The following is a 24,805-nucleotide window of genomic DNA, read 5'->3' as shown; positions in this document are numbered from 1 at the left end:
CGAACCACGCCGATCGGGCTGCCCCCGCCGAATCCGGCCTGCCCGCGCCTGCCCGCCCACGGTTTGCGCGCGAATGTCCGGAACCGGGGACCCACCCAGCACCACCGGGGTGAATCGGCCCACGCCGCCGCCTGCGGCGAGGCCGTAGGGCACCTTCCGTACACGCGCCCGAACCCGACAGCTAACCCGGTAGGCGGTCCACGGAAGGAGATGCCGACCCTTGGCGTCGCATCGCAAGCCGCGCAGCCGCACGACCCCCCGTGCCCACTCCCCCGCCGTCGGCTTCACGACGGCGGCCCTCGCCTCCGTCACGCTGCTGTCCCCCCAGAGCGCCGGTGCCGCGCCCGTCACCGAGCCGAAGCCCGGCGGCGGACCGACGGTCGAGGAGGTACAGCGCAAGGTCGACGACCTGTACCGGCAGGCCGGGACGGCCACGCAGCAGTACAACCAGGCCAAGGAGGGCGCCGAACAGCAGCGGCGCAAGGTCGACGGGATGCTCGACGAGGCCGCGCAGCGCACCCAGGCCCTCAACGAGTCCCGCAGAGCGCTCGGCGGGTACGCGGCGGCGCAGTACCGGTCAGGGGGGCTCGGCCCGACGGCGGCACTGCTGTTCTCGGACAGCCCGCAGTCGTACGCCGACAACGCCCAGCTCATGGACCGGCTCACCGACCGGCAGCGGCAGGCGGTCACCGACTACCAGACGCAGCAGGCCGCGGCGGCGAAGCAGCGCGTCGAGGCGACGAAGCAGTTGGAGGCGCTCAACACCTCGCAGACCGCCCTGCGCGCCGCCAAGCAGACCGTGCAGCGCAAGCTGGGCGAGGCCCGTGCACTGCTGGACCGGCTGACGGCCGAGGAGCGGGAGCGCCTGGCGGAGCTGGAGCGGCGCCGGGAGGCGGAGGCCCGCCGCCTGGCGGCGGAGAAGGCCGCGGCGGAGGCGGAGGCCCGCCGACTGGAGGAGCAGCGGGCGCGGCAGGAGGCCGAGCGCAGGGCCCAGCAGGAGCAGGCCGCGCAGGAGCAGGAGGCCCAGGAGCAGGCACAGGAGCAGCAGCCGACCGACCCCTCACCCTCCGGTACGACCGGCTCCGACTACGCCGCCAAGGCGGACAAGGTCCTGGCCTTCGCCCGGGCGCAGATCGGCAAACCGTACGTCTGGGGCGCGACCGGCCCGTCGTCGTACGACTGCTCGGGGCTGACGCAGGCCGCGTGGAAGGCCGCCGGAGTGGATCTGCCGCGCACGACATGGGAGCAGGTGAAGGTCGGCCAGCGGGTCGCGACGGAGGACCTGCTCCCGGGCGACCTGGTGTTCTTCTACGACGACATCAGCCACGTAGGGATCTACATCGGCGACGGGAAGATGATCCACGCCCCGAAGCCCGGGACGACGGTCCGCGAGGAGTCGATCTACTACATGCCGATCTACGGCTCGGTCCGTCCCGCCTGACGGGCCCCGACCGGCCCCCGGCCGGCCACTGACGCCACTGACGCCCTGACGCCGCCCCCGCCGGGGCGCGTCAGGTCCAGAGGGTGGCGATGAAGACGTTGGCCGCCGTCAGGCCGCCGACCGCGGCGAAGGGGCCCTTGCCGGCCCTCTCGTCGTCCCGCTTCACATAGACCAGGCCGAGGATCACGACCAGCAGCGCGAGCTTGACGCCGATCTTGATGTTGTCGACGGTCGCGCCCTCGGCCTGGTTCAGGCCCACCAGGACCATGCCGGTCACGAGCATGGTCAGCGCGCCGTGCAACATGGCCGGAACCATACGGGCCGTGCCCGCGCCCATCGCCTTCAGCTGGGTCAGGAAGCCGCCGAGGAGAGCGGCGATACCGATGATGTGCAGCGCGACGAAGACGTTGATGAGGACGTTCATGGGGCGGAGCCTAGCCCCGGCCATACCACCGCCCGTCAGCCAGGTCGGCCTCTTTCGTCACAACGGTCACGGCTGATGCGGAAGGCGGGGTTTCGAGCGTCACAAAGAGACTCGAATTCATGTCGGAACGTTCAGCTGCGGCCAATAGCGGTCACCGTGCCGCTCCGCCTCGAAAGCCGGGCCTAGCGTCCTCCCCCAGGTGGCCGGTTCCCCACCAGCCGGCCGCCCCGCCAGCCCAACTCCCGCCCCCTCAAGCAGCGAAGGATGTGACCGCCCTCGTGGCAGCGCACCGTAAGCCCAGGCAGAGCCCGCTGGGCGGACAGGCCGGCCGCACGGCAGCCACCCTCGCGCTCGCCGGGGCCGCGACCGCCACCGCCTTCGAGGGCACCGGGTACGCCGAGCCCCGCCTCACGCCGGCCCAGGTCAAGGCCAAGGTCGACCGGCTCCACCACGAGGCGGAGGTGGCCACCGAGAAGTACAACGGCGCCAAGGAGAAGGCCGACATCGCGCGGACCCGGCTCGACGCCCTCCGCGATGAGGCCGCCCGGCGCACCGAGCGGCTCAACACCACCCGCAACGCGCTGGGCGCGACCGCCGCCGCCCAGTACCGGACCGGCGGCCTCGACCCGGCCTTCCAGCTCGCCCTGTCCTCGGACCCCGAGGCGTATCTGCGAGGGGCGGCCCTCGCCGAGCGGATCGGCGCCCGGCAGGCCGACACGGTCGCCGCCCTGCGCGGCCAGATGGTCGAGATCGACCAGCTGCGGAAGGAGGCCGGCGGGCACGTACGCGAGCTCAAGACCCGGCAGGCGGAGCTGAACCGGCAGAAGACCGCCGTCCAGACCCGGCTCGCCGCCGCCGAGAAGCTCCTCGCCCGGCTCACCGCCGCCGAGCGCGCCGCGTACCAGGAGGGGCCGCACTCCCACGGCGGCGCCGACCGCGCTTCGTCCCAGGACCGCGCCGACCGCACGGTCGAGGCCGACCGTGCCTCCCCGGCGTCGCCGACCGCCGTCCCGGCCCCCACCACGCGCGCGGCGCGGGCGGTGGCGTACGCGTACGGGGCGATCGGCCGTCCGTACCGGTGGGGCGCGACCGGACCCTCGTCCTACGACTGCTCGGGGCTGACGCAGGCCGCGTGGAAGGCCGCCGGAGTGTCGCTGCCCCGCACGACGTACTCGCAGATCAACGCCGGTCAGCGGGTCGCCCGCTCCCAGCTGGCCCCCGGAGACCTGATCTTCTTCTACTCCGGCCTCAGCCACGTCGGGATCTACATCGGCGACGGCAAGATGATCCACGCGCCGCGCACCGGCTCGACGGTACGCATCGCCCCGATCGACGAGATGCCCTGGGCGGGCGCGACCCGCGTCGGCTGACCCCTAACGGTGCGACGCCGAGGTGCCCGCCGCCGCACCCGCCGCCGCACCCGCGCCCTCCAGTCGGCTCGTCAGCCAGGTGAACACCGCCGGCACCTCGTTGGCCCACGTCGACGTGCGGTGGCCGCCCAGGACGCGGCGTACCTCGACACGGGTCGGGTGCTCGGCGGCGGCGCGCAGGTCGAGGCCCTGCCGGTAGCCGTCGTCGCCGTCGCCGGTGTACAGCATGGCCAGCCGGGGCGGGGCCGGCGCGTCGCGCAGGATGTTCAGCGGGTTGTTGGCCTGGCGCAGCTCGCGGTCCTTGCCGGTGATCGAGGCGGGCTCGGCGGCCGGGTCGTGGTAGCCGGACATGCTGACCGCGTACCGGTACCGGTCGGGGTGCGCCAGCGCGACCTTCGCCGCGCAGTGGCCGCCGGCCGAGAAGCCGGCCGCCGCCCAGCCGTCGGCCGTTTCCACGGCGCGGAAGTTGTCGGTGACCATCTTCCGTACGTCGACGCTCACCCACGACTCGGCGTTGACCACGCCGGGCACGTTGGCGCAGCCCGCGTCCTGGTCGCCGAGGAGCCGGGTGCGGGGCGACACCAGGATGAAGGGCGCCACCTTGCCGTCCCGCATGAGCGGCTCCAGTTGTTCGGTCACACGGAGGCCGGCGAACCAGGACGACGGGGTGCCGGGGAAGCCGGAGAACAGCTCGACGACCGGGAACCTCACGTCGCGGTAGGCGGGGTCGTCGTACTGCGGCGGCAACCACACGTAGACCTCGGCGGTCACGCCGGAGACCTGGCCCTTGAGCAGCGTCGTCCGGATGCGGCCGTCGAGGGACGGGTCGACCGGCCGGAACGACTGCTCGGTCCTCGGCAGGTCGGCGACCCTGCGGCCGCCCAGCCCGTCCGGGCCGAGGTCGAGCGCCGCCTCGACATGGTCCTGGCGGCCGAGCACGTCGTCCCAGTCGGTGAAGAGGCCGTGGGCGTTGTTCACGGCCACGAAGACCACGAGCATCGCGGTGATCTGCGCGAAGCCGACCATGGCCAGCCGTGCCAGACCCCGGACGAGGAGCGGGCCGCGCACCCGGCTCCACAGCAGGAACGGCAGGACGACCGCGAGCGCCGCGAGCACGATCGCGGTCACGAAGAAGGGAGTACCCGTCAGGCTCATCACGGCAAGGAGGAGGGCCCGGCAGCCCCACAGGTTGCCGCCCGTATGCGCCGATCACCCCGCAAACTGCCGTACGTCCGCCCTCGGGCGGCCCGGCCGCTCAGACCAGCCGGCGGGCCGTCGCCCAGCGCGTCAGCTCGTGCCGGTTGGACAGCTGGAGCTTCCGCAGGACCGCCGAGACATGCGACTCGACCGTCTTCACCGAGATGAACAGCTGCTTGGCGATCTCCTTGTACGCGTAGCCCCGCGCGATCAGCCGCAGCACCTCCCGCTCGCGCTGCGTGAGCCGGTCCAGGTCCTCGTCGACCGGCGGCGCGTCCGTCGAGGCGAACGCGTCCAGCACGAACCCGGCCAGGCGCGGCGAGAACACCGCGTCGCCCTCCTGCACCCGGAAGATCGAGTCGATCAGGTCGGCGCCGGTGATGGTCTTGGTGACATAGCCGCGCGCGCCGCCCCGGATGACCCCGATGACGTCCTCGGCGGCGTCCGACACGGAGAGCGCCAGAAACCGGACCGGGTTCTCGGCCGCCGTCATGAGCGGCGCGCAGCGGCGCAGCACCTCGACCCCGCCGCCGCCCGGCAGATGCACGTCGAGGAGGACCACCTCGGGGCGGGTCGCCGTGATGACGGTGACGGCCTGGTCGACGTCGGCGGCCTCCCCGACGACCTCCACGCCCGTCTCGTCCGTCCGCCCGATCTCGGCCTGTACGCCGGTGCGGAACATCCGGTGGTCGTCGACGAGCACCACCCGCACCCGGCGCTCCGCCGTCCCCCCGGCCGTCTGCTCGGTCGTCGTCATGCGTCCGCCTCCTCCGCCCTGTCCATCTCCAGCTCGACCTCGGTGCCGTCGCCCGGCACCGACCGCACGCGCGCGGTGCCACCGTTGCGCTGCATCCGGCCGATGATCGATTCTCGTACGCCCATGCGGTCGGCGGGTACGGAATCCAGGTCGAAGCCCGGGCCCCGGTCCCGAACGGAGACGAACACCGTACGGCCCTCGACCTCCGCGTACACCTGCACGGCGCCGCCCCCGCCACCGTACTTGGCGGCGTTGACCATCGCCTCGCGCGCGGCCTGCATCTGCGCGGCGAGCTTCTCGTCGAGCGGGCAGTCGCCGACCACCACCACCTCCAGCGGCACGCCGTGCTTGTCCTCGACCTCGGCGGCGGCCTTCTTGACGGCCTCGGCGAGCGTCTCGGGTGCCTCGGCCTCGTCCTTGCCGGTGCCCTCGGGCCGGTACAGCCAGTTCCGCAGCTCCCGCTCCTGGGCGCGGGCGAGACGGCGGACCTCGGCGGCGTCCTCCGCGTTCCGCTGTATCAGCGTGAGCGTGTGCAGCACCGAGTCGTGGACGTGCGCGGCGACTTCGGCCCGCTCCTGCGCGCGGATGCGCATGGTCCGCTCCTCGGAGAGGTCCTGCGACATCCGTACCAGCCACGGCCCCGCGAGCAGCGCCATCCCGGCGAGCACCGCAATCGCGGCGGTCAGCGCCGTACCGAGCTGGGCGACCGAGCCGCGCACCACCATGAAGACGGTGAGCCCCATGCCGACCAGGGCGACCCCGGCCAGGCCGCGCGCCAGCTGGAACAGCTGCTTGCGGCGACCGGACTCGCTCCACCGGGCGCGCCGCGCGTTGTCCACCTGACGCCACACCAGGACCACACCCACGCCGACGAGGAGGGTCGGCCACACATACCGGTTGGCGTTCCCGCCCAGGTCGACCGTGCCGACGAACACGGCCGTGCCGATCAGCAGCGCTATCAGCGCCACGACCTGCCCCTTGTCGGGCTTCCGCAGCTTGCGGCGCCCGTCCGGGGTGGTCTCGAAGACCGTGCGCGGCTCGGTGGACCGGCCGCCGACACCGAGCGGTACGGCGATCCAGAACGCGGCGTAGAGGAGGATGCCGAGCGGCGCGTCGGCCAGGAAGAGTCCCAGGAACGTCAGCCGCACCCAGATCACCGGCAGCCCGAGGTGCCCGGCGAGACCGCGCGCCACACCGCCGAGCATCCGCCCGTCGGCGCTGCGGTAGAGCTTGCGCACGGGCGGCTCGTCGGTCGTCTCGGGCATGCGGGCGGCGACTGGCATGCACCGATCGTCACACGCCCGCCGTGGCAGGACATCAGGGTCGGCCCTGACGCGGACCCTGAGAACGGCGTAGTCGGACTGTCGCGGCACGGCCGCCCGGGCCGCCAAGGCCCGTCGGGGCACGCCGGGGCCGCACAGTCCCGCCGGGGCCGCGCAGTCCCGCCGGGGCGACCGGACGTGGCCGCCCCAGGGGCAGGGGTGGCGGAATATCAGGGACCGGCCAGGGTCGGCGCGGGTGCCTTCCGGGGCCGCGGCCGGTCACCATGGTCGTATGACAAGCGCGACGCCCGCCCCGTCGGAGGCGCCCGAGGCCCCGCCGCCCCACCCGCCGCTGCGCCGTACCCCGCGGCAGAAGGTGGTGGCCGGGGTGTGCGGGGGCCTCGGGCGGCACTTCGACCTCGACCCGGTGGTCTTCCGGGTCGCGACCGGGGTGCTCGCCGTGGCCGGCGGCATCGGCCTGATCTTCTACGGCTTCGCCTGGCTGCTGATCACGGCGGACGGTGAGGACGAGAACGAGGGACGGCGGCTGCTGTCCGGCCGCGTCCAGGGCGCCTCGCTCATCGCCGTCCTGATGGCGCTGGTCGGCTGCGGCCTGTTCCTGTCGATGCTGGGCGCGAACGGCGAGACCATCGGCTTCGCCATCCTGCTGGCCTGCGCGGTCAGCGGCGCGGCCGTCTGGTCCCAGCGGCGGCGGCTCACCGTCGGCCAGGAGACCGCCACGGCGGCCGCCGGGCACGCCGTCTCCGCCGAGGCACCGCCGGAGACCAAGGCGCCACCCCCGCCGGACGCCCCGTCGTGGTGGCGCGACCCGATCGTCAAGGACGGCTCGACCGGCCCCGTCCCGGTCGGCTACCTCTGGGGCCCGGCCGACACCGCCCCGGACGAACTGCTGCTGCCGCCCCCGCACCTGCCGTGGGGCGCGGGCGCGCGGATACCCCCGTCCGGACCGGCGGCCCCGCCCCGGCCGCGCTCCATCGGCGGTCTCGTCCTGCTTCTCGCGACGGTGGCCGGTGCCATCGGCACATCGGCCGCCTGGGGCGGCCAGCCGCTCGGTACGAGCCTCCAGGTGGGACTCGCGTGCGCCCTCGCCGTGTTCGGTCTCGGCCTGGTCGTCAGTTCGTTCCTGGGCCGCACCGGCTTCGGCACGATCTTCATGACGGTCGTGACGGCGCTGCTGCTGGCGGCCGCGTCGGCCGTCCCCCGGCAGATCGGTACGGAATGGGCCCACACCGTGGTGCGGCCCGCCTCCGTCACGGAGGTCCGGCCCCACTACGACCTGGGCAACGGCGACTCCACCCTGGACCTGTCGGCGCTGGCCGTCCCGGCCGGCGGCACGGCACGCGCCTCCGCCGAACTCGGTCTCGGCCGCCTGAAGGTCGTCGTCCCCCGGGACGCGACGGTGACCGTGCACGCCGAGGTGGGAGTCGGTGAGGTGCTGCTGCCCGCCACCCCGCAGCGTCCCGGCCCGGGCCAGGACGTGACCCGGACCCTCCCGACCCCCGCCGGTGTCACCCCGGGCGGCACGCTGGCACTGGACCTGGAGGTCGCGATCGGAGTGGTGGAGGTGACCCGTGCTGCGTCATGAGTTCCGGCCCGGCCGGCTGATCGCGGGCGCCACGGGCCTGGCCGTCGCCGCTCTGTACGCGGGCGACGCGGCGGGCGCCTGGCAGACCCCCTGGTACCTGGTGTTCCCGGTGCTCTTCGGCGGCCTCTGGCCGGCCGCGGTCGCCGCGTGGGTCGCCTACCGGTTCCGGCGGCGGCGCTCCGCGAGGAACGCGTCTGCGGAGAGCATCGGCGCCCCGGCCAGTACGAGGGGCAGCCACGCCATCAGATAGGCGAGGTCCAGCAACGAGACGGACGCCTCCACCTCAATCGAACGGCAGCTCCAGGACTGCATGACGTACGTGGCAGAGAGGCAACACCTCGGCTGGCAGGTGGTGGGCGTCGCCAGAGACGCCCACATCTCCGCCACCAAGTCCCATCCCTTCGAGCGGCCGGAGCTCGGAGAATGGCTCAACAACCGGGCCCCTGAATTCGATCTCCTGCTGTTCTGGAAGATGGACAGGTTCGTCCGCAAAGTCGTCCACATGCAAGACATGATCAAATGGGCGACCGCACATGGCGGTAAGTCCTTGGTGTCGGTCAAGGAACCTGTGCTCGACATGGTCGGCCCCTTCCGACACGTCATCATCGACTTGTTCGCAGCCATTGCCGAGACCGAGGCGCAGAACATCTCGATGCGAGTCAAGTCGTTCCAGAGCTACGCCAAGACGAAGAACGTATGGGCGAAGGGAAGCCCGCCCTACGGTTACGAAACTTTCCGCGACACTGACGGAGCGATGAGGCTCCGGGTTCGAGAGAACCAGAAGGAAGTCATCCGGGAAATGTATAAGCGGGTGGTCGAGGGCGGAGAACCCTACTCGAACATCTGCGATGACTTCAATTCCAGAGGAACCCCGTCTCCCGGGGCCGAGAGGATGTCGAATCGCCGGAAGAACAACGGCGACTCCCCACCGGTATGGCGGAGCCGTACCGTCACGACCATTCTGAGATCGGAAACCATCCTCGGCTGGAAGTGCGAGGAAGTGAAGATCCCTGGAAAGCAGTACGGAGTTTCCCAACCGGTCCGGACTTCCGAGGGAAAGATTCGGATGGCAGACCCCATCCTCACGGACGAAGAGTGGAAAAAGCTCCAAGAAGAAATGAACGGCCGCCCTGGCGCTGCTCGCAGGTCGACCAAGAACACGACGGCCTACCGTGGCGTCGTCCTGTGCGGCGGTTGCGGCCGGAATCTCTACCTCTTCAACCCGGAGCGGCAACAGGGTAAGCCTGTATACCGCTGCAATAAGGCGGCCAACCGGGAGTCCTGTGGCAAGGGCTACGCCTTCCGGGCAGAGAAGGTAAGGGAGGTCGTAGAGAGCATGATCCTGGGAGTCATCGGAGACTTCCCCATGCATGAGCGTCACTATGTCAAGGGTTCCAACAACTCCGAAAGACTCAAAGAGATCAAGGAGTACGTAACGGAACTCCAGCGAACCACCCGCCCCGGCGGCAGGAACTCTGCCGGCTTCGCCAAGAAGTCCACCGAGGAAGAGATCGCAGCTCTCTACGAGGAGTACGACTCTCTGGACGCTGAGGGAGACAAGCCTGACAGGTACGAATACCGGGACACCGGGGAGACCTTCCGTCACATGTGGGAGAGGAACGAAGGCAACGACACGGAAAGGACACGCCACCTGCTCAAAGCAGGAATCTCTATTCGACTGCATCCCCACATCAAGGGGGTTTCGAACACCCTGGACTTCGGCGCAGAGGCCGACCTGGGGAACCTGTCCCAGCCGTTCACCATCCACTGACAGTAGAACTGAAAAATTGTGGGGGGTATATAAAACCCCCCACATAATTATTTGTACCTGTCCACTGGGAGATTCCGGGACAGCTCATCAAGAGAGTGAGAGGCAGATCACACAGCATCAGTCCTCACGGTTGACCAACGAGCGTCGTCGACACGCATGAGACCCGGGGACCAGCCCCAGAGCAAGTCAACGCAAGATCGTTACCCGACAACACGAATATTGGCGCTACCGCATAGACGACTGTGCGCCACCCCCGTACCGTCATCTTCAAGAGCCTCAACCGAGGCCAGACACAGGGGGTTTCGGCATCGTGCGTGAGGAACTGACCCGGCTGACCGGCAACGGAAACGGCACCTGCGGCAAGGATGACTGCCCGAACGTGTACCGCACCGACAGCGGCTCGTTCATCGTCCAGGGCGACCTGTCCCAGGCGTTCACTCCGCCCGAGGGAGAAGGGCTTGTGGAGATCCCTGAGAGCGTGCTGAGGGAGGCTGTGCGTGTTCTTGGCTGGTAAGGAGTGGGCAGCCCGATTCGAAGGCTTCCAGCGGGAAGCATGGAGGCTTGAGACCCTGCCGCAGTACCTCATGCCGCAGGAGAGAGAAGAGTTCACGGCCTTCAGAGAAGGAACCCGCATCGACCCCCGCTCCGTCTCAAACGAATACACCGACCGGCTACGCCGGCAAGTCGCAGAAGGCCGCTCCCAAGGGCGCGTGCACGTCGTGACGCGGCCACTCTCGGACTACCTGCGATTCGAATTCTCCCAGTACTACGCACCCCACGCATTGGCTGGTGAGCAGATTCGGATTCTTGACGTGACCGAGCGGGTCAACCCGCTGGCAGGCGTACAAGATTTCTGGCTGTTCGACCACACTGACGTGGTGCTCATGAACTACCACCCGGACGGGCGACAGATCAACCGTGAAGTCTATGAAGGGGACGCGGCCCGGTTCGTCGAATACCAGCGAATCGCGGTAGCCGAGTCAGTTCCCTTTGAGGAGTACGTGAAGGGCGTTGACGTTTGAGCCCGAAAGGCTAGGTCAGTCCAGGTCAGATCTAGCCGAAGCCCTGAGAGGCCAGCGCAAGCGAGCCGGGAAGACGCAAACCTGGCTCGCTCGCCGCTGCAACATGTCTCAGACCAAGGTCAGTAACATTGAGAGCGGCAAACTCACACCGTCACTGGTCGACGTTGAATTGATCCTGGAAGCCCTCGGGGCGGACAATCCAATCTCTGCCGAGATCCTGTCGCTGGCGAGAACAGCCAACACGGAATGGCAAGACCACTGGTCCTCTAGCCGCAGAGGACTGGACAAGAAACAGAATGAGCTAGCCAGGCTTGAAGCAGTATCCACAGAGTTTCGGTTTTTCCTGCCAACGATGATCACGGGCCTACTGGCCACACCCGATTACGTCCGGGCGAGTCTTGCACGGAACTCAGGTGACATGTCCAAGACGGTCGCCAAGAAGCTAGAGCGCCAACAGATCCTCATGGACTCGGCGAAGTTCTTCACATTCCTGCTGACGGAACAGGCCGTGCGATGGCCACTAGCCTCACCCATCGCCATGGCTATGCAGCTCGACCGGCTAGCATCTGTCTCACGAATTCCAAACGTACGACTAGGGGTTATCCCTCTCAGAATGGTTGGCCCGGTCGTCGAGACGCCGCTGAGCGTCTTCACCGTCTACGACCGCCGACTAGTGCAAGTGGAAACCCACACAGGGGCATTGATCCTGCGAGACCACAGGGACGTAAGTGCGTACCGGGATGACTTTGACCGGTACGAGTCCTACGCCGTCTTCGGAGACGAATGCCGAGAGCTCTTGACCGAGTGGTCCATGTCCTTTACCCGACAACGCCAATAAAACTGGATGCCAGCCCCGGCCCGACTCACCATGGATGAGTTGCCAAGCCGGGGAGGATTGATGGCGATCACGCAGAGGCCACAGGGGTACCGCCTCACAGAGCTGCCACCGGAGCCGAAAGCTGTGTCCGGGTGCCACGGATGCCTCAGCATCTGCGTACAGCGGGAGAATTCACGTTCGAGGGGCGACTACAGCGCCGTATCCGATGCGAATGTTGAGCTGCGCCGGCACCATACCCAGGCGCACGGCTCATGAGCCAAGGAAGCACACCCGAGCCCTTGGCCGATCACCCGTTGATGACCATGCGCCTCTCTCGTGACTCGGGGAAGACATGGGAGCCCGAGCGGGCGGTATCCGCCGCCGACAACCTTGAACCCCTTATGTTGAGCACGTGGCCACCGTGCGAGTGTCCACGCTGCACCCAGCAGCTCAAAGCGTGAAACCCGTACAGCGTCGAATGAACGGACCCCTGCGGTCCCATGAGGGAACTCCCGCATGCGTTACCCCCAGGCCACCCAGGGCGCATCAGAGGCGTCTCAGAAACCTTGGTTTGCGAGACGGGAGGCGGGAAGCCCGCAGAGCACTCCCAGGGCGTTCAAAACCCGTCTCAGAACCTTGCCGAAACCCTCGATGTTGTGAGACGAGTTATGAGACCCTCGCTCCATGGCGACGAACACCGACAGCGGGCACCTCATCGGCTATGCGCGCGTCTCCAGCGATGACCAGGAAGCACAGCTCCAGAGGGACGCACTGAGTAGCGCAGGGTGCTCCCGGACCTTCGAGGACAAGGCATCCGGCAAGAACACGGACCGCCCCGAACTGGCGGCGGTACTCGACTACCTCCGAGTGGGAGACACCCTCGTCGTCTGGAAGCTCGACAGGCTTGGAAGGTCCCTCATCGACCTTGTGAGCATCGTCGACGGCCTGAGAGAACGCGGCATCGGCCTCAAGGTGCTGACAGGGGCTCTGAGCGCCGTCGACACCACCTCCGCCGACGGTCGTCTCTTCTTCCAGATCATCGCCGCCATGGCGGAGTTCGAGCGCTCTCTCATCAGAGACAGGACCAAGGCCGGCTTGGAGGCGGCCAAAGCACTGGGGCGCACGGGGGGACGGCCCACGGTCATCACCGATGATCTCGTCGCCGCAGCCACGGCAAGGAGAGCCAACGGCGAGAGTGTCACCGCCATAGCCAAGGCTCTGGGAGTGTCCCGAGCGACCCTGTACCGGCACCTGCCGGACGAACACCAGCCCTGACGCACCGCCAGGGCCCCGCCCTAGGCCCGCCCGTAACGTCGCTGCCTGATCAGGGCGTCCATCGACCAGTAGGGCGCTCCTGCCAGCACGAGAGGCACCCAGCAAAACAGGTACGGGAGGTCGTTGCCGTAGTAGTACGGGTCGCTCTGCCAGCTGACGGTCAGCCACAGGCTGAGCGAGATGAACGCCCCGCCCGCCGCCGCGACCCGCGCCAGCAGCCCGACGAGGGTGCCGAGCCCCACGGCCACCTCGCCGATCCCGATGGCGTACCCGAACGCCTCCGGGTTGCGCAGTGCCAGGTCCACCAGCCATGGCACGGCCGAGCTGTCCCGGACCGCCCGCATCAGCTCACCGACCGAACCGGGCCCGGACGCCGACATGAACCGGTCGTCGGTGAGCTTGTCGAGCCCCGCGTAGATGAAGGTGACCCCGAGGAACACCCGCAGCGGCAGCAGCGCGTACCGGGAGGCTCTCTCCCGCCATCCGTTCCGCCGCTCCGTCGTGTGGTCGCCGTGCACCGTGTGCGCCATGGCCCTCGCCCTCGCTCATCCGCGTCGCTTGCCGCCCGCGGCCCGTCCATGGAGTACGTACACACGCCCGCGTCGGTTCAACCGGCCACGACGAAGCCGCCGCCCACAGAGGTGGACGACGGCTGCGTACGGAGGGAGGCGGGGGTGGAGGTCACTCCCACCCGAGTGCCTGGCGGCGGATCACCTCCGCGGTGGCTGAGAGGGGCACCTCCCGGGCCTACTCCCACTCAATGGTGCCCGGGGGCTTGCTGGTGACGTCGAGAACGACGCGGTTGACGTCCTTGACCTCGTTGGTGATGCGCGTCGAGATGCGGGCGAGCACCTCGTACGGCATGCGGGTCCAGTCCGCGGTCATGGCGTCCTCGGACGAGACCGGGCGCAGCACGATGGGGTGCCCGTACGTCCGCCCGTCGCCCTGCACGCCCACGGACCGTACGTCGGCGAGCAGCACGACCGGGCACTGCCAGATCTCGCGGTCGAGACCGGCCGCGGTCAGCTCCTCGCGCGCGATGGCGTCGGCCTCGCGGAGCAGGTCCAGTCGCTCCTTGGTGACCTCGCCGACGATTCGGATACCGAGGCCGGGACCCGGGAACGGCTGCCGCTGAACGATCTCCTCGGGCAGCCCGAGCTCCTGCCCGACCATCCGCACCTCGTCCTTGAAGAGCTGCCGCAGCGGCTCGACGAGCTGGAACTCGAGGTCCTCGGGGAGCCCGCCCACATTGTGGTGGGACTTGATGTTGGCGGTGCCGGTGCCGCCGCCGGACTCGACGACGTCGGGGTAGAGGGTCCCCTGGACGAGGAACTCGACGGGCTGGTCGCCCGGGGCCTCGGCGATGATCTCGGCCTGGGCCTGTTCGAAGACGCGGATGAACTCGCGGCCGATGATCTTCCGCTTCTCCTCGGGGTCGCTGACCCCGGCGAGCGCGTTCAGGAACCGTTCCTGCGCGTCGACGACCTTCAGCTGGACGCCGGTCGCGGCGACGAAGTCCTTCTCGACCTGCTCGGTCTCGTTCTTCCGCATCAGGCCGTGGTCGACGTACACGCAGGTCAGCTGGTCGCCGATGGCCCGCTGGACGAGCGCGGCGGCCACGGCGGAGTCGACACCGCCGGAGAGCCCGCAGATGGCTCGGCTGGTACCGACCTGCTCCCGGATGGCGGCGACCTGCTCCTCGATCACATTGCCGGTCGTCCAGGACGGCTCGATGCCGGCGCCGCGGTAGAGGAAGTGCTCCAGGATCTGCTGGCCGTGCGTGGAGTGCAGCACCTCGGGGTGGTACTGCACGCCGTACAGCTTCTTCTCGTCGTTCTCGAAGGCGGCGACCGGCACGACGTCCGTGGACGCGGTGACGGCGAAGCCCTCGGGCGCGGCGGAGCAGGCGTCGCCGTGCGACATCCACACGGACTGCTCGTCCGGCGTGCCCTCGAAGAGCGTCGACCCGGACTTGCTGACGTGCAGCGCCGTGCGGCCGTACTCGCGGGCGCCGGTGTTGTCGACGGTGCCGCCGAGGGTCGTGGCCATCAGCTGGAAGCCGTAGCACATACCGAAGACGGGGACGCCGGCCTCGAAGATCGCACGGTCGATGGCCGGCGCGCCCTCCTCGTAGACGGACGACGGGCCGCCGGAGAGGATGATCGCCTTCGGGTTCTTGGCCAGCATCTCGGCCACCGGCATGGTGGACGGGACGATCTCGCTGTAGACCCGGGCCTCACGGACGCGGCGGGCGATGAGCTGGGCGTACTGCGCGCCGAAGTCGACGACGAGTACGGCGTCGGGCGAGGCGGCAGCGGGGGTCGCTGATGACACTACGGCGGCCTTCCGGCGGTGGGAGGGGGTCGGTATTTGTCGATTCTACCGGCGCGGGCAACCGGGGTTTCGTCTCACCATCCGAACCGGAGGCGGGGGCGGCTGGCTGTACGGCGGCGTCTGCCGCCATACTGACCACCATGCACAAGCACATGACCTTCGTCTTTACCTATGGCACCGGCCGGTCCGGCTGCCATGGTCGTGCTGCTTGAGCAACTGCTGACAAGCGACTTCCACAGGCGCCCCGGGCCGACAAGGCCCGGGGCGCCTGTCGTCGTCACCGGGCCGTGCCGCCGCCCGGGGCTCCGCCCGAACCGAGGAGCCCACGGCATGACCGCGACCAGGACCCCCACGCCCGCCACCCCCACCGAGAAGACCGGCGCCCGTACGGACGACGCGGCGCGGGTGATCAGCGGCGCGCGTGAGCGCATCGACGCGCTCGACGACCGGATCATCGGCCTCATTCAGGAACGGATGGCCGTCTCGGCCGTCATCCAGGACGCCCGCATCGCCTCGGGCGGCCGGCGCGTGAACCTCGCGCGCGAGATGGAGGTGCTGGCCCACTACAGGGACGCCCTGGGCAAGCCCGGAACATCGCTCGCGATGACGGTCCTGGAGCTGTGCCGGGGCCGCATCTGAGTTCGGTCCCGTCTCTCACCCGTACGGCGCGTGACCTGGGCCACACCCCCTCGTTGGTCCCGTTGTCCGCGCCAGCCAGGGGCGGGCCCGAAGAAACCACGCGTGGCTCCGCTGGAGCGTGTGGCGCACCGTGTGTGCGCCGTGGGACCTCGCTTCAGCGTGCGTGACCGGACGGCAGGGGACAGCAGCCCGGTCACCCGAAGAGCGGTCGGTTCCGGGGACGCCCGGAACCGACCGCACAGGACCGTCCCCGTGTCCCCGCCTCCCTCATTCAACAGCTTCCCCTCCCCACGCGGCGCTTCCTCCCCACCCCGAGCGCCGCCCTCGGCCCCGACGAGCCCTGACGCCGGCGCCGACACCCAAGGGCCCCGCACCGCCGTATCGACCGACGGCGGCGCGGGGCCCTTGTGCCGCGTGGGGCGCGGCGGGGCCGGGGGCGGGTCGGAGACCGGTTCGGGTTCTGCGGGCCGAAGGTCGCACCGTGACGCAGGCCACATAAAGAACCTGTGAGTTGCCGTGCAACCAATCCCAGGAGTCACAGGTCATCTATGCGAAACCAACGGCCACGCCTGTGACACACCACGGGCTGGAGGCCCATCAGATTCCGTACCGCACCCAGTGGTACGCCCAGACCATGAGGTCTTGACTTGAAGCTTCGCCGCGCCATGGCCGTCGCCGCCGCGACCGCCGTCATCACGCCTGCCGCCTTCCTGATGGTGGCCCCGGCCGCGTACGCGACGGACGACACGCCGTCGACGACGGAGAGCACCACGGCGTCCACGTCCGACGAGGACACGAAGTCCGCGGACCCGACTCCGTCGGACGACGAGACCACCTCCGCCGACCCGGCGCCCTCGGACGACGAGACCACGTCCACCGACCCGGCTCCGTCGGACGACAAGACGTCCACCACCGACCCGAGCCCGTCGAACGACGACACCGCCGCGCCGTCGCCCTCCACCAGCACGAGCGCCCCCTCGCCGTCGGCGTCGGCGTCCGAGCCGGCCTCGGAGTGCGAGGACTTCGCGGACAACGAGGGCGTGCACACCGAGCTCCGCGGCCTGCCCTCGAAGGTCGTCGCCGGCTCCGGCTGGCAGAAGTTCACGTTCCGCGTCGAGAACAAGACCGGCCACGACGTGGAGGGTGTCGACGCCTACCTGTACACGGCGGCCGTCGACGACGAGGACCTGGAGGAGATGACCAAGTACGTCACCGTACAGGCGTACATCCAGGACGCCTGGCGGACCGTCAGCGACGAGGACGGCTACTTCGGCACCTCCAAGGCGCTGAAGGCGAACCAGTACGCAGAGGCGAACATGCGCCTGAAGGTGGACGCCAAGGCCCCGGCCGGTTACGGCTTCGCCTTCGCCTCCGGCGTCAGCATCACCGCGGACGGCCTCTGCGAGTACGGCGACGAGACCCTCTACGAGTTCGACATCCTCGCCGCCGACACCGACCCGGGCGAGGTCGACGACGCCACGGGCAAGCCGGGCAAGAAGGGCAACAAGCCGGCTCCGACCGGCGAGCTGTCCGAGATCCCCGTCACCGGCACGCTCGCCGAGACGGGCTCCAGCTCGATGCTGCCGACCATCGGTGTCGCCGGTGGTATCGCCATCGTCGCCGGTGCCGGTGTCGTCTTCGCGCTGAAGCGCCGTAACGCCGGTGCCACCGCGTAACGGACGCGCTTAAGGACAAGAGAGGCGCTGCGCTCGGAGGGGGGCGCAGCGCCTCTCTGCTGTTCTCCGGGGCCGTGGCGCGGGCTCAGGGCTTCGGGGGGACCTCCGGCATTCCCAGGAACGGGAGCTTCAGGGCCGCGAACGCCTCCGCCGGGACCGTCGGGGACTTGGGCGCGACCGGGGTCAGCCGGGTGTACGGCTCGCCCTGCCGGGGGCGCGGGTCCGGTTCGTCCTTGTTGGGCCAGAGGGACATGGCGCGTTCCGCCTGGGCGGTGATGGTGAGGGACGGGTTCACGCCGAGGTTCGCGGAGACGGCGGCGCCGTCCACGACGGAGATGCCCGGGTGGCCGTACAGGCGGTGGTACGGGTCGATGACCCCCTCGCCGGCCGTGGCGCCGATCACGCAGCCACCCAGGAAGTGGGCCGTGAGCGGGGTGCCCATCAGTTCGCCGACGTTCGATCCCGCGAAGCCGTTGATCTCCCTGGCCATGAGGGTGGCCGCGCGGGTCGCCTCGGGGATCTGCTTGGGGTTCGGGGTGCCGTGGCCCTGGGTGGCGGTGAGCAGGCCCTTTCCCAAGCCGCCCCGCTTGCGGTAGGTCGTCAGTGAGTTGTCCAGCGACTGCATGACCAGACCGATGATCGTCCGCTCCGACCAGCGGCGGTTGGAGAGGGAGCGTACGGCCAGGACGGGGTGGCGGGCGACGTTGGCCAGCCAGGCGGCCACCCGGTTCTTCGCGTACGGGACCTGAAGGATCGACAGCGAGCCCATGGCGTTGGAGCCCTTGCCGTAACGGACAGGCTCGATATGGGTGTTCTCGTCCGGGTGGATGGACGAGGTGATCGCCACGCCGTGGGTGAAGTCGGCCTTCGGTACGCCGTGCCGCTTGCGGTAGCGGCGGTCCGTCGTCTGCGAGCCGACCAGCGCCTCGGAGTTGGTGCGGGTCAGTTCGCCCAGGCGTTTGGAGATGCGGGGCAGCAGGCCCTGGTCCTTCATCCGGTGGAGGAGGGTCTGTGTGCCGTACGTGCCCGCCGCGACGACGACATAGCGCGCGCGGAGGGCGCGCCGGGGCGCCTTCCGGCGGTGGCCGGTGGGGACCACCACGACTTCGTAGCCGTCCCCGGCGCCGGCTTCCCTGATCTCCGTGACCGTCGTCATCGGGTGGATCACCGCGCCCGCCTTCTCGGCCAGGTACAGGTAGTTCTCCGTCAGGGTGTTCTTGGCGCCGTGCCGGCAGCCCGTCATGCACGCGCCGCACTCGGTGCAGGCGCGCCGTGCCGGGCCCGAGCCGCCGAAGTACGGGTCCGGGACCTGGTCGCCGGGAGGCGCCTTCGTCGTACCGTCCGCGTCCTTGCCGTCGCCGAAGAAGACACCGACGGGTGCCAGGTGGAAGGTGTCGCCGACGCCCATGGTCTCGGCGGTCGCCTTGAGGTGGACGTCCGAGGGGGTCATCGTCGGGTTGAGGCGTACGCCCAGCATGCGCTTGGCCTGGTCGTAGTGCGGGGCGAGTTCGTCCTGCCAGTCGGTGATGGACGCCCACTGCTTGTCCTGGAAGAAGGCGGGCGGAGGTACGTAGAGGGTGTTCGCGTAGTTCAGCGAGCCGCCGCCCACGCCCGCGCCGGCCAGGACCATGACGTTGCCCAGCAGATGGACACGCTGGAGGCCGTACAGGCCGAGTGCCGGGGCCCACAGGTAGTTGCGCAGGTCCCAGGAGTTCTTGGGGAGGGTGTCCCGGGTGAAGCGGCGGCCCGCCTCCAGGACGCCCACGCGGTAGCCCTTCTCGGTGAGGCGGAGGGCCGAGACCGAGCCGCCGAAGCCGGAGCCGATCACTATGACGTCGTAGTCGTACGCGGCGGCTGGTCGGTGTTTTTGGGCAGGGGGGACCTGGGGCATGGCTCTCCTCGGACCGGATCGGGGGTGAATCGGGCGCCGTCGCCCGTCGTCAGCGCAGGCGCAGCGTCTTCATCGCCTTCAGGCTGCGGCTCATGAACGCCGCGTATGTCGCGTCGTCCATGCCGAAGGACGGGGCGAGCGGCATGAGGCGCTGGTGGGCGACGGTCTGGGCCTCCGTGTACTTGAGGATGCCCTCCGAGCCGTGGCGGCGGCCGAGGCCCGAGTCCTTCATGCCGCCCATCGGCGCCTGGACGCTGCCGTACGCGGCCCCGTACCCCTCGTTGATGTTGACGGTTCCGGCGCGCAGCCGGGTGGCGACGGCGTGGCCGCGGCGGCCGTCCTTCGTCCAGACGCTCGCGTTCAGGCCGTACGCGGTGGCGTTGGCGCGCTCGACGGCCTCGTCCTCGTCCGTGAAGCGGTAGACCGAGACCACCGGGCCGAAGGTCTCCTCCGCGCAGACCGCCATGGGCTCCTGGACCCCGTCGAGGATCGTCGGCTCGTAGAAGAGCGGGCCGATGTCGGGCCGGGCGACGCCGCCCGCGAGGACCCTGGCGCCCTTGGCGACGGCCTCGTCGACGTGCCGGGTGACGTTCTCCAGCTGCCGCTCACCTACGAGGGAGCCCATGTCGGCGCCGTACGCGAGGGAGGTGCCGAGGCGCATCGCCTTCGTGCGGGCGGCGAACCGCTCCAGGAACGCGTCGGCGACCGACTCGTGGACGTAGAGCCGCTCGATGGAGATGCACAGCTGGCCCGCGGAGGAGAAGCAGGCGCGTACGGCGCCCGCGGCGGCCTTCTCCACGTCCGCGTCGTGGAGGACCAGCATGGCGTTCTTGCCGCCCAGTTCGAGGGAGACGCCGACGAGCCGGGCCGCCGCGCCCTGGGCGACCTGGCGGCCGGTCCGCGTGGAGCCGGTGAACGACACGTAGTCGGCGTGCTTGACGACCTCGGGGCCGACGACCGGGCCCTCGCCGAGGACCACCTGGAAGACCTCCGCCGGGAGTCCCGCCTCGATCAGCAGGTCGCGGGCCCAGAGGGCGGTGAGGGCCGTCTCGGTGTCGGGCTTCATGACCAGGGCGTTACCGGAGACCAGCGCGGGCAGCGCGTCGCCGACGGACAGCTCCAGCGGGTAGTTCCATGGCGCGATCTGGCCGACGACGCCGCGCGGCTGGCGCAGTTCGGTCACCTTGGTCAGGGTCGGTACGGCGCCGGTGCGCCGCTTCGGCTTCAGATACGCGGAGGCGCGCAGGCCGTAGTGGCGGGCGGCTATCGCGACGGCCTGTATCTCCTCGTGGGCGTGCAGCCGCGCCTTGCCGGTCTCCAGCTGGATGAGGTCGAGGACCTCCGACTGCCGCTCCAGGATCAGGTCGTGGAAGCGGAGCAGGACGGCGGCGCGCCGACGGACGGGCGTGGCGGCCCAGGCCGCCTGGGCGGCGCGGGCCCGGGCGAACGCCTCGGCGACGTCCCCAGGCGTCGACTCGGGCAGTTCCGCCAGTCGTTCCCCGGTGAACGGGGTGTGGTTGGCGGTCCGGCCGGAGCCGACGACACCCCGGGTGAGCTGGGCGACCACCTCGGGCGTGACCACGTCGGCGGCGGTGCGGACGCCCTCGGGGGCGGGGGCTACCGGGTTCGTGCCGTGGGGCGCGGCGGCAGACGGCGATGTGGCCGACGTGGACGAGGATGCGGGAGCGTTGGCGGGGGCCTGCGTGTCCGTCATGGGGGCGAGGGTATGCGGGAGCGGAGACTTTGGGTACCCGTCGGTAACAGCTTTTCACCGAGCGCACACATCGCGCCAGTGTTCACTGGCAAATAAGCCCTGATCAGCGCGTTGTCAGGAAGAGAGCGACGCCGAGCGCGATCGCGACGACGAAGAGGGCGGTGATGAGGGCGGTGACGAGGAGGACCGTGGCCGGCCGTCGCGCACGGGGGCGCCGGTGGGGGGTGACGGGGGGCGGGAAGGCATCGGTCGACGGCGCGTCGGCCATGGGGAGCGCACCTGCGGGCAGCGCACCCGCGCGCGGCGCGTCGGCGGGCGGCACTTCGGGCGGCACTTCGGCGGTCGACGCGTCGGCGGGCACGGCGTCGCGAGGTACGGCGTCCTGGGGTTCCGCGTCCTGGGGTTCCGCGTCCTGGTATTCGTTGCCCTGGAATTCGGTGCCCTGCGGTTCGGCGGCGGCCGACGCCGGGGTGGCGGGTGCGGGGGCGGCACGGCCCGAGGCGCCGGATCCATCGCTTGAATCCGGCACATCGGGTGATGACCTGTTCGGCAGAGCCCTCACCATGTCGCCGGCACTCGTCCCCCGGACCGGCGACGCCGCGTGCGGCCGTGCGTCCTGCCGCGCGTCGCCCTGGCCGTCGCCCTGCCCGTCGTCGGGCCGGTCGTGGGCGGCCGGGGCGTCCGACGGCACCACCGGCGGGGGCGCCGTCGGCTTCTCCGGGACCACCGCGTACGCGCTCAGCAGCCGCTCCGCCTCCCCGGCATCGATCCTGCGCACCGGATCGCGCTGCAGCAGCCCCCGTACGACGGGCAGCAGCGGCCCGGCGGCCGCCGGCGGCCTGATCTCGGCCTCCACCACCGCGTGCAGCACCCCGCCCAACGAGTCGCGGTGGAACGGCGACCGCCCGGTCATCGCCGCGCACAGCAGCACCCCCAGCGACCACAGGTCCGACGCCGGCCCCGCCTGGATGCCCTGCATGCGCTCCGGCGCGGTGTACTCGGGCGAGCCGACGAACATCCCCGCCTCCGTCAGGGTCGTCGCCCCGGCCAGCTGGGCGATCCCGAAGTCCGTGAGGACGACCCGCCCGGTCGCCTCCTCCAGCAGGACGTTGGCCGGTTTGAGATCCCTGTGCAGCACCCCGATCGCGTGCGCGGCGCGCAGCGCGGACAGCAGCGCCAGGCCGATACGGGCCGCCTCGCGCGCTTCGACCGGCCCGCGCACGGCGATCCGCTCGGCGAGCGACACGCCCTCGACCAGCTCCATGACGATGTACGGCACGCCGTACTCCTCCACCACGTCGTGGACGCAGACGATGTGCGGGTGGTGCACACGGGCCACCGCGCGGGCCTCGCGCAGCGTCGAGTCGACGGCCGCGTCGCCGTCCCCCCTGACTCCACCGGCGCCACCGACGCCCCCGGCGCCCCCGACGTCCCCGACGTCGACGTGGAGTTCCTTGACGGCGACCTGACGGCCGAGCAGCTCGTCGTACGCCCGCCAGACGGTTCCCATGCCGCCCCGGCCGAGCCGGGCCTCCAGCCGGTAGCGGCCGACGATCCGCCGCTGTTCACGCGCTTGTCCCTGCGGCGGCTGCGGCTGTTCCCCCTGCTCCTCCGGTCTCCACCCTCCGACCGACACGGCATCTCCTCCGCTCACGCCGAGGAGGTCACCCCTCGGCGGGTCGCCAGTGACGCAGCACGATGTCGAACTGCTCCCGCGTGGTGGCCCAGTCTTCCTCGGGAGACGACATGTACAGCGCGTACTCGGTTCCGTCGTCCGTGTAGTACACCTGATCTATCGCGTGCCGCCTTCCGGGGTGTGTCTTCTTCTCGAGCCAGGTGAACTCCCAGAGACAGGATTCCAGCTGATCACGGAAGGTATTCGGGTGCAGCTGCTTCCGCTGATACTCGGGCAACCTGTCCTTCAACCGCTTTTCGACGTCCAGCATGTGCATGTACGGATTCTCGAAGTCGGGTGATTCGTCGATGCTGATGCGAATGCGATGGCGGCCATTGTCCGGGGTGTAGTCGATCTGGTCACCGTCCATCTGCCGCTTCCAGCCACCCGGTACGAGCAGGGAGAAGCCCGCCGGGTCCTCGACCCGTTCCCAGCCCTCGGGCACGCCGCCCGGGCCCGCCCCTGGGCTCGGCGTGGCCGTGGCGTCGAGGTGGTCGGCGGTGTTCTGACCGGTGATCGTGTTCTGGCCACCGCGGCCGGTGTCCGCATACCGCATCACGGCGAAGCCCGCGCCGGCGCCGACGACGGCCGCCAGGAGAACCACGAGGACGGCCCGGCGCCAACGTGCCCGTCCGCGCGGGGCGCCGGCGGGCGCGGGCGGGTACCGGGGGGAGGACTGCGGGCCGGGGCGGACGGGCGTGTCACCCGGCGTCCCGGCCGTGCCGCGCCGCGCCGGGACCGTCGTACCCGCGACCTGGCGGAACCCGGGGTGCGTGCGCCCGGACCCGCCCGGGGCCGCCGCGACCCCCGCGCCCCCCGCGGCTCCGGCGACTCCGGCGGCTCCGGCGGCTCCGGCGGCTCCGTGGGGTCCCGTGGCTTCCGGGACCCCGGGGCCCGCCGCGTCCCGGAGGTCCTGCGGTGACACGGACATGGTCGGTATGTACGCCTGGGCGGCGGACGGCGTGCGGCCTTCCATCGCCTCGATCAGCATGCGTTCGGTCTCGGGCGCGTCCGGCCGCTCGGCGGGGTCCTTGCGGAGGAGCGCGGTGATCACCGGGGCCAGGGGGCCCGCGTGCTCCGCGTCCTCCGGCTCCTCGGTGACCACGGCCTGCATGGTGCTGATCGGCGACGCGCGGCGGAACGGCGACCTGCCCTCGACCGCCATGTACAGCGTGGCCCCCAGCGCCCACAGGTCGGAGGCCGGACCGGGGTCGCCGCCGCGGACGCGCTCCGGCGCCAGGTAGTCGATGGAGCCGACGAGTTCGCCGGTGCGGGTGATCGTGGAGTCGCCCTCGATGGCGGCGATACCGAAGTCGGTGAGCAGCACCCGCCCGTCACGGGCCAGCAGTACGTTGCCGGGCTTGACGTCCCGGTGCAGCACCCCGGCGGCGTGCGCGGCGCGCAGCGCGCCCAGCACATGCAGGCCGATCCTGGCCGCCTCGCGCGGTTCGACTCGCCCGTCGGCCGCGGCCTTCGCGGCGTCGGCGAGCGACGGGCCGTCCACGTACTGCATCACGATCCACGGCCGTTGGTCGTACTCCAGCACGTCGTGAACGGTGACGACCGCCGGGTGGGAGATGCGCGCGGCGGCCCGCGCCTCCTTCTGCGTACGCGCGTGCAGGACCTTGCGGTCGGCCTCGGAGGCGTACTGTCCCGCCGTCAGTTCCTTGACGGCGACGGTACGGTTGAGCACCTCGTCATGGGCGCGCCACACCTTGCCCATGCCACCGCGGCCGATGGACTCACCGAGCCGGTAGCGGCCTGCGAGCACCGCCCCCGCGCCCATGTCCTGACTGTGTTCCACGTGTCTCCGCTCGGCCACGCCCGCTGATTCGGAGCAAGGTTACGGAGGGTGTGCGGGAGGCGGAACCTCGGGGCCGCCACGGAGACCTCACCGTGATGCGCACCCTTCTGATTGGCGTGATTTCGCCACT

Annotated in this window: 21 protein-coding genes and 1 riboswitch; of the genes, 11 read left to right on the top strand and 10 right to left on the bottom strand. The window is 70.3% G+C overall.

Annotated features, from left to right (window positions below):
- Window positions 1-58: 58 nt before the first annotated feature.
- Window positions 59-212, top strand: a riboswitch (cyclic di-AMP (ydaO/yuaA leader).
- An 8-nt stretch (window positions 213-220) separates the two neighbouring features.
- Window positions 221-1,441, top strand: coding sequence for a C40 family peptidase (locus tag FVS66_RS33265; RefSeq protein ID WP_149184962.1), 1,221 nt, complete (start codon window positions 221-223; stop codon window positions 1,439-1,441).
- Window positions 1,442-1,511: 70 nt separating this feature from the next.
- Here FVS66_RS33265 and FVS66_RS33260 read toward each other — a convergent pair whose 3' ends face one another.
- A complete protein-coding gene (locus FVS66_RS33260; RefSeq protein WP_149184961.1) occupies window positions 1,512-1,865 on the bottom strand; it encodes a hypothetical protein in 354 nt (117 codons plus the stop codon).
- A gap of 278 nt (window positions 1,866-2,143) precedes the next feature.
- Here FVS66_RS33260 and FVS66_RS33255 point away from each other — a divergent pair, with 278 nt between their 5' ends.
- A complete protein-coding gene (locus tag FVS66_RS33255; protein WP_262387346.1) occupies window positions 2,144-3,235 on the top strand; it encodes a C40 family peptidase in 1,092 nt (363 codons plus the stop codon).
- Between the two features lie 3 nt (window positions 3,236-3,238).
- On the opposite strand, the gene FVS66_RS33250 is transcribed toward FVS66_RS33255, so the two are convergent.
- The 3 genes from FVS66_RS33250 to FVS66_RS33240 form a co-directional block, all read right to left on the bottom strand.
- The gene (locus FVS66_RS33250) at window positions 3,239-4,363 is read right to left on the bottom strand and encodes an esterase family protein (RefSeq protein WP_262387345.1); all 1,125 of its coding nucleotides are present in this window, start codon (window positions 4,361-4,363) and stop codon (window positions 3,239-3,241) included.
- Window positions 4,364-4,490: 127 nt separating this feature from the next.
- Window positions 4,491-5,189, bottom strand: coding sequence for a response regulator transcription factor (locus FVS66_RS33245; protein ID WP_149184958.1), 699 nt, complete (start codon window positions 5,187-5,189; stop codon window positions 4,491-4,493).
- Window positions 5,186-6,472 carry an ATP-binding protein gene (locus FVS66_RS33240; RefSeq protein WP_149184957.1) on the bottom strand — a complete coding sequence of 429 codons (1,287 nt, stop codon included), beginning with the start codon at window positions 6,470-6,472 and terminating at the stop codon, window positions 5,186-5,188. Before FVS66_RS33240 ends, FVS66_RS33245 begins: the two co-directional genes overlap by 4 nt.
- A gap of 271 nt (window positions 6,473-6,743) precedes the next feature.
- Here FVS66_RS33240 and FVS66_RS33235 point away from each other — a divergent pair, with 271 nt between their 5' ends.
- The 7 genes from FVS66_RS33235 (at window position 6,744) to FVS66_RS33195 (ending at window position 12,942) form a co-directional block, all read left to right on the top strand.
- Window positions 6,744-8,057, top strand: a complete 1,314-nt coding sequence (locus FVS66_RS33235) for a PspC domain-containing protein (protein ID WP_149184956.1) — start codon at window positions 6,744-6,746, stop codon at window positions 8,055-8,057.
- Window positions 8,044-8,307: a hypothetical protein gene (locus tag FVS66_RS33230; RefSeq protein ID WP_187645811.1), complete on the top strand. Its 264-nt coding sequence runs from the start codon at window positions 8,044-8,046 to the stop codon at window positions 8,305-8,307. The genes FVS66_RS33235 and FVS66_RS33230 overlap by 14 nt, the downstream gene beginning before the upstream one ends.
- Window positions 8,308-8,367: 60 nt before the next feature.
- The gene (locus tag FVS66_RS33225; RefSeq protein ID WP_149184955.1) at window positions 8,368-9,828 is read left to right on the top strand and encodes a recombinase family protein; all 1,461 of its coding nucleotides are present in this window, start codon (window positions 8,368-8,370) and stop codon (window positions 9,826-9,828) included.
- Between the two features lie 307 nt (window positions 9,829-10,135).
- Window positions 10,136-10,342, top strand: a complete 207-nt coding sequence (locus tag FVS66_RS33220; protein ID WP_149184954.1) for a hypothetical protein — start codon at window positions 10,136-10,138, stop codon at window positions 10,340-10,342.
- Window positions 10,326-10,850: a DUF6879 family protein gene (locus FVS66_RS33215; protein ID WP_149184953.1), complete on the top strand. Its 525-nt coding sequence runs from the start codon at window positions 10,326-10,328 to the stop codon at window positions 10,848-10,850. Before FVS66_RS33220 ends, FVS66_RS33215 begins: the two co-directional genes overlap by 17 nt.
- Window positions 10,840-11,688, top strand: coding sequence for a helix-turn-helix transcriptional regulator (locus FVS66_RS33210; RefSeq protein ID WP_149184952.1), 849 nt, complete (start codon window positions 10,840-10,842; stop codon window positions 11,686-11,688). The genes FVS66_RS33215 and FVS66_RS33210 overlap by 11 nt, the downstream gene beginning before the upstream one ends.
- 663 nt (window positions 11,689-12,351) lie before the next feature.
- On the top strand, window positions 12,352-12,942 hold the full coding sequence (locus tag FVS66_RS33195) for a recombinase family protein (RefSeq protein WP_149184949.1): 591 nt from the start codon (window positions 12,352-12,354) through the stop codon (window positions 12,940-12,942).
- Window positions 12,943-12,962: 20 nt separating this feature from the next.
- Here FVS66_RS33195 and FVS66_RS33190 read toward each other — a convergent pair whose 3' ends face one another.
- Together FVS66_RS33190 and guaA are read right to left on the bottom strand one after the other, a co-directional pair.
- Window positions 12,963-13,472, bottom strand: coding sequence for a DoxX family protein (locus FVS66_RS33190; protein ID WP_149184948.1), 510 nt, complete (start codon window positions 13,470-13,472; stop codon window positions 12,963-12,965).
- A gap of 217 nt (window positions 13,473-13,689) precedes the next feature.
- Window positions 13,690-15,276, bottom strand: a complete 1,587-nt coding sequence (gene guaA / locus FVS66_RS33185) for a glutamine-hydrolyzing GMP synthase (RefSeq protein WP_149184947.1) — start codon at window positions 15,274-15,276, stop codon at window positions 13,690-13,692.
- A gap of 330 nt (window positions 15,277-15,606) precedes the next feature.
- Between guaA and FVS66_RS33180 the strand changes: the two genes are divergently transcribed.
- Both FVS66_RS33180 and FVS66_RS33175 read left to right on the top strand, forming a co-directional pair.
- The gene (locus tag FVS66_RS33180) at window positions 15,607-15,915 is read left to right on the top strand and encodes a chorismate mutase (RefSeq protein WP_149184946.1); all 309 of its coding nucleotides are present in this window, start codon (window positions 15,607-15,609) and stop codon (window positions 15,913-15,915) included.
- 647 nt (window positions 15,916-16,562) lie between these two features.
- Window positions 16,563-17,591 carry an LPXTG cell wall anchor domain-containing protein gene (locus tag FVS66_RS33175; protein WP_149184945.1) on the top strand — a complete coding sequence of 343 codons (1,029 nt, stop codon included), beginning with the start codon at window positions 16,563-16,565 and terminating at the stop codon, window positions 17,589-17,591.
- An 85-nt stretch (window positions 17,592-17,676) separates the two neighbouring features.
- Here FVS66_RS33175 and FVS66_RS33170 read toward each other — a convergent pair whose 3' ends face one another.
- From FVS66_RS33170 to FVS66_RS33155, 4 genes are all read right to left on the bottom strand, one after another.
- The gene (locus tag FVS66_RS33170) at window positions 17,677-19,482 is read right to left on the bottom strand and encodes a GMC family oxidoreductase (protein ID WP_149184944.1); all 1,806 of its coding nucleotides are present in this window, start codon (window positions 19,480-19,482) and stop codon (window positions 17,677-17,679) included.
- Window positions 19,483-19,531: 49 nt separating this feature from the next.
- On the bottom strand, window positions 19,532-21,196 hold the full coding sequence (locus FVS66_RS33165) for a succinic semialdehyde dehydrogenase (RefSeq protein WP_149184943.1): 1,665 nt from the start codon (window positions 21,194-21,196) through the stop codon (window positions 19,532-19,534).
- Between the two features lie 103 nt (window positions 21,197-21,299).
- On the bottom strand, window positions 21,300-22,706 hold the full coding sequence (locus FVS66_RS33160) for a serine/threonine-protein kinase (RefSeq protein WP_149185181.1): 1,407 nt from the start codon (window positions 22,704-22,706) through the stop codon (window positions 21,300-21,302).
- Window positions 22,707-22,860: 154 nt separating this feature from the next.
- Window positions 22,861-24,675 (bottom strand): serine/threonine-protein kinase, encoded by a 1,815-nt coding sequence (locus FVS66_RS33155; RefSeq protein ID WP_149184942.1) that lies wholly within the window; start codon window positions 24,673-24,675, stop codon window positions 22,861-22,863.
- Window positions 24,676-24,805: the final 130 nt, after the last annotated feature.

Source organism: Streptomyces sp. TRM49041 (assembly GCF_008271805.1).
Taxonomy (GTDB): domain Bacteria; phylum Actinomycetota; class Actinomycetes; order Streptomycetales; family Streptomycetaceae; genus Streptomyces.
This window is presented reverse-complemented; position numbering and strand designations above follow the sequence as displayed.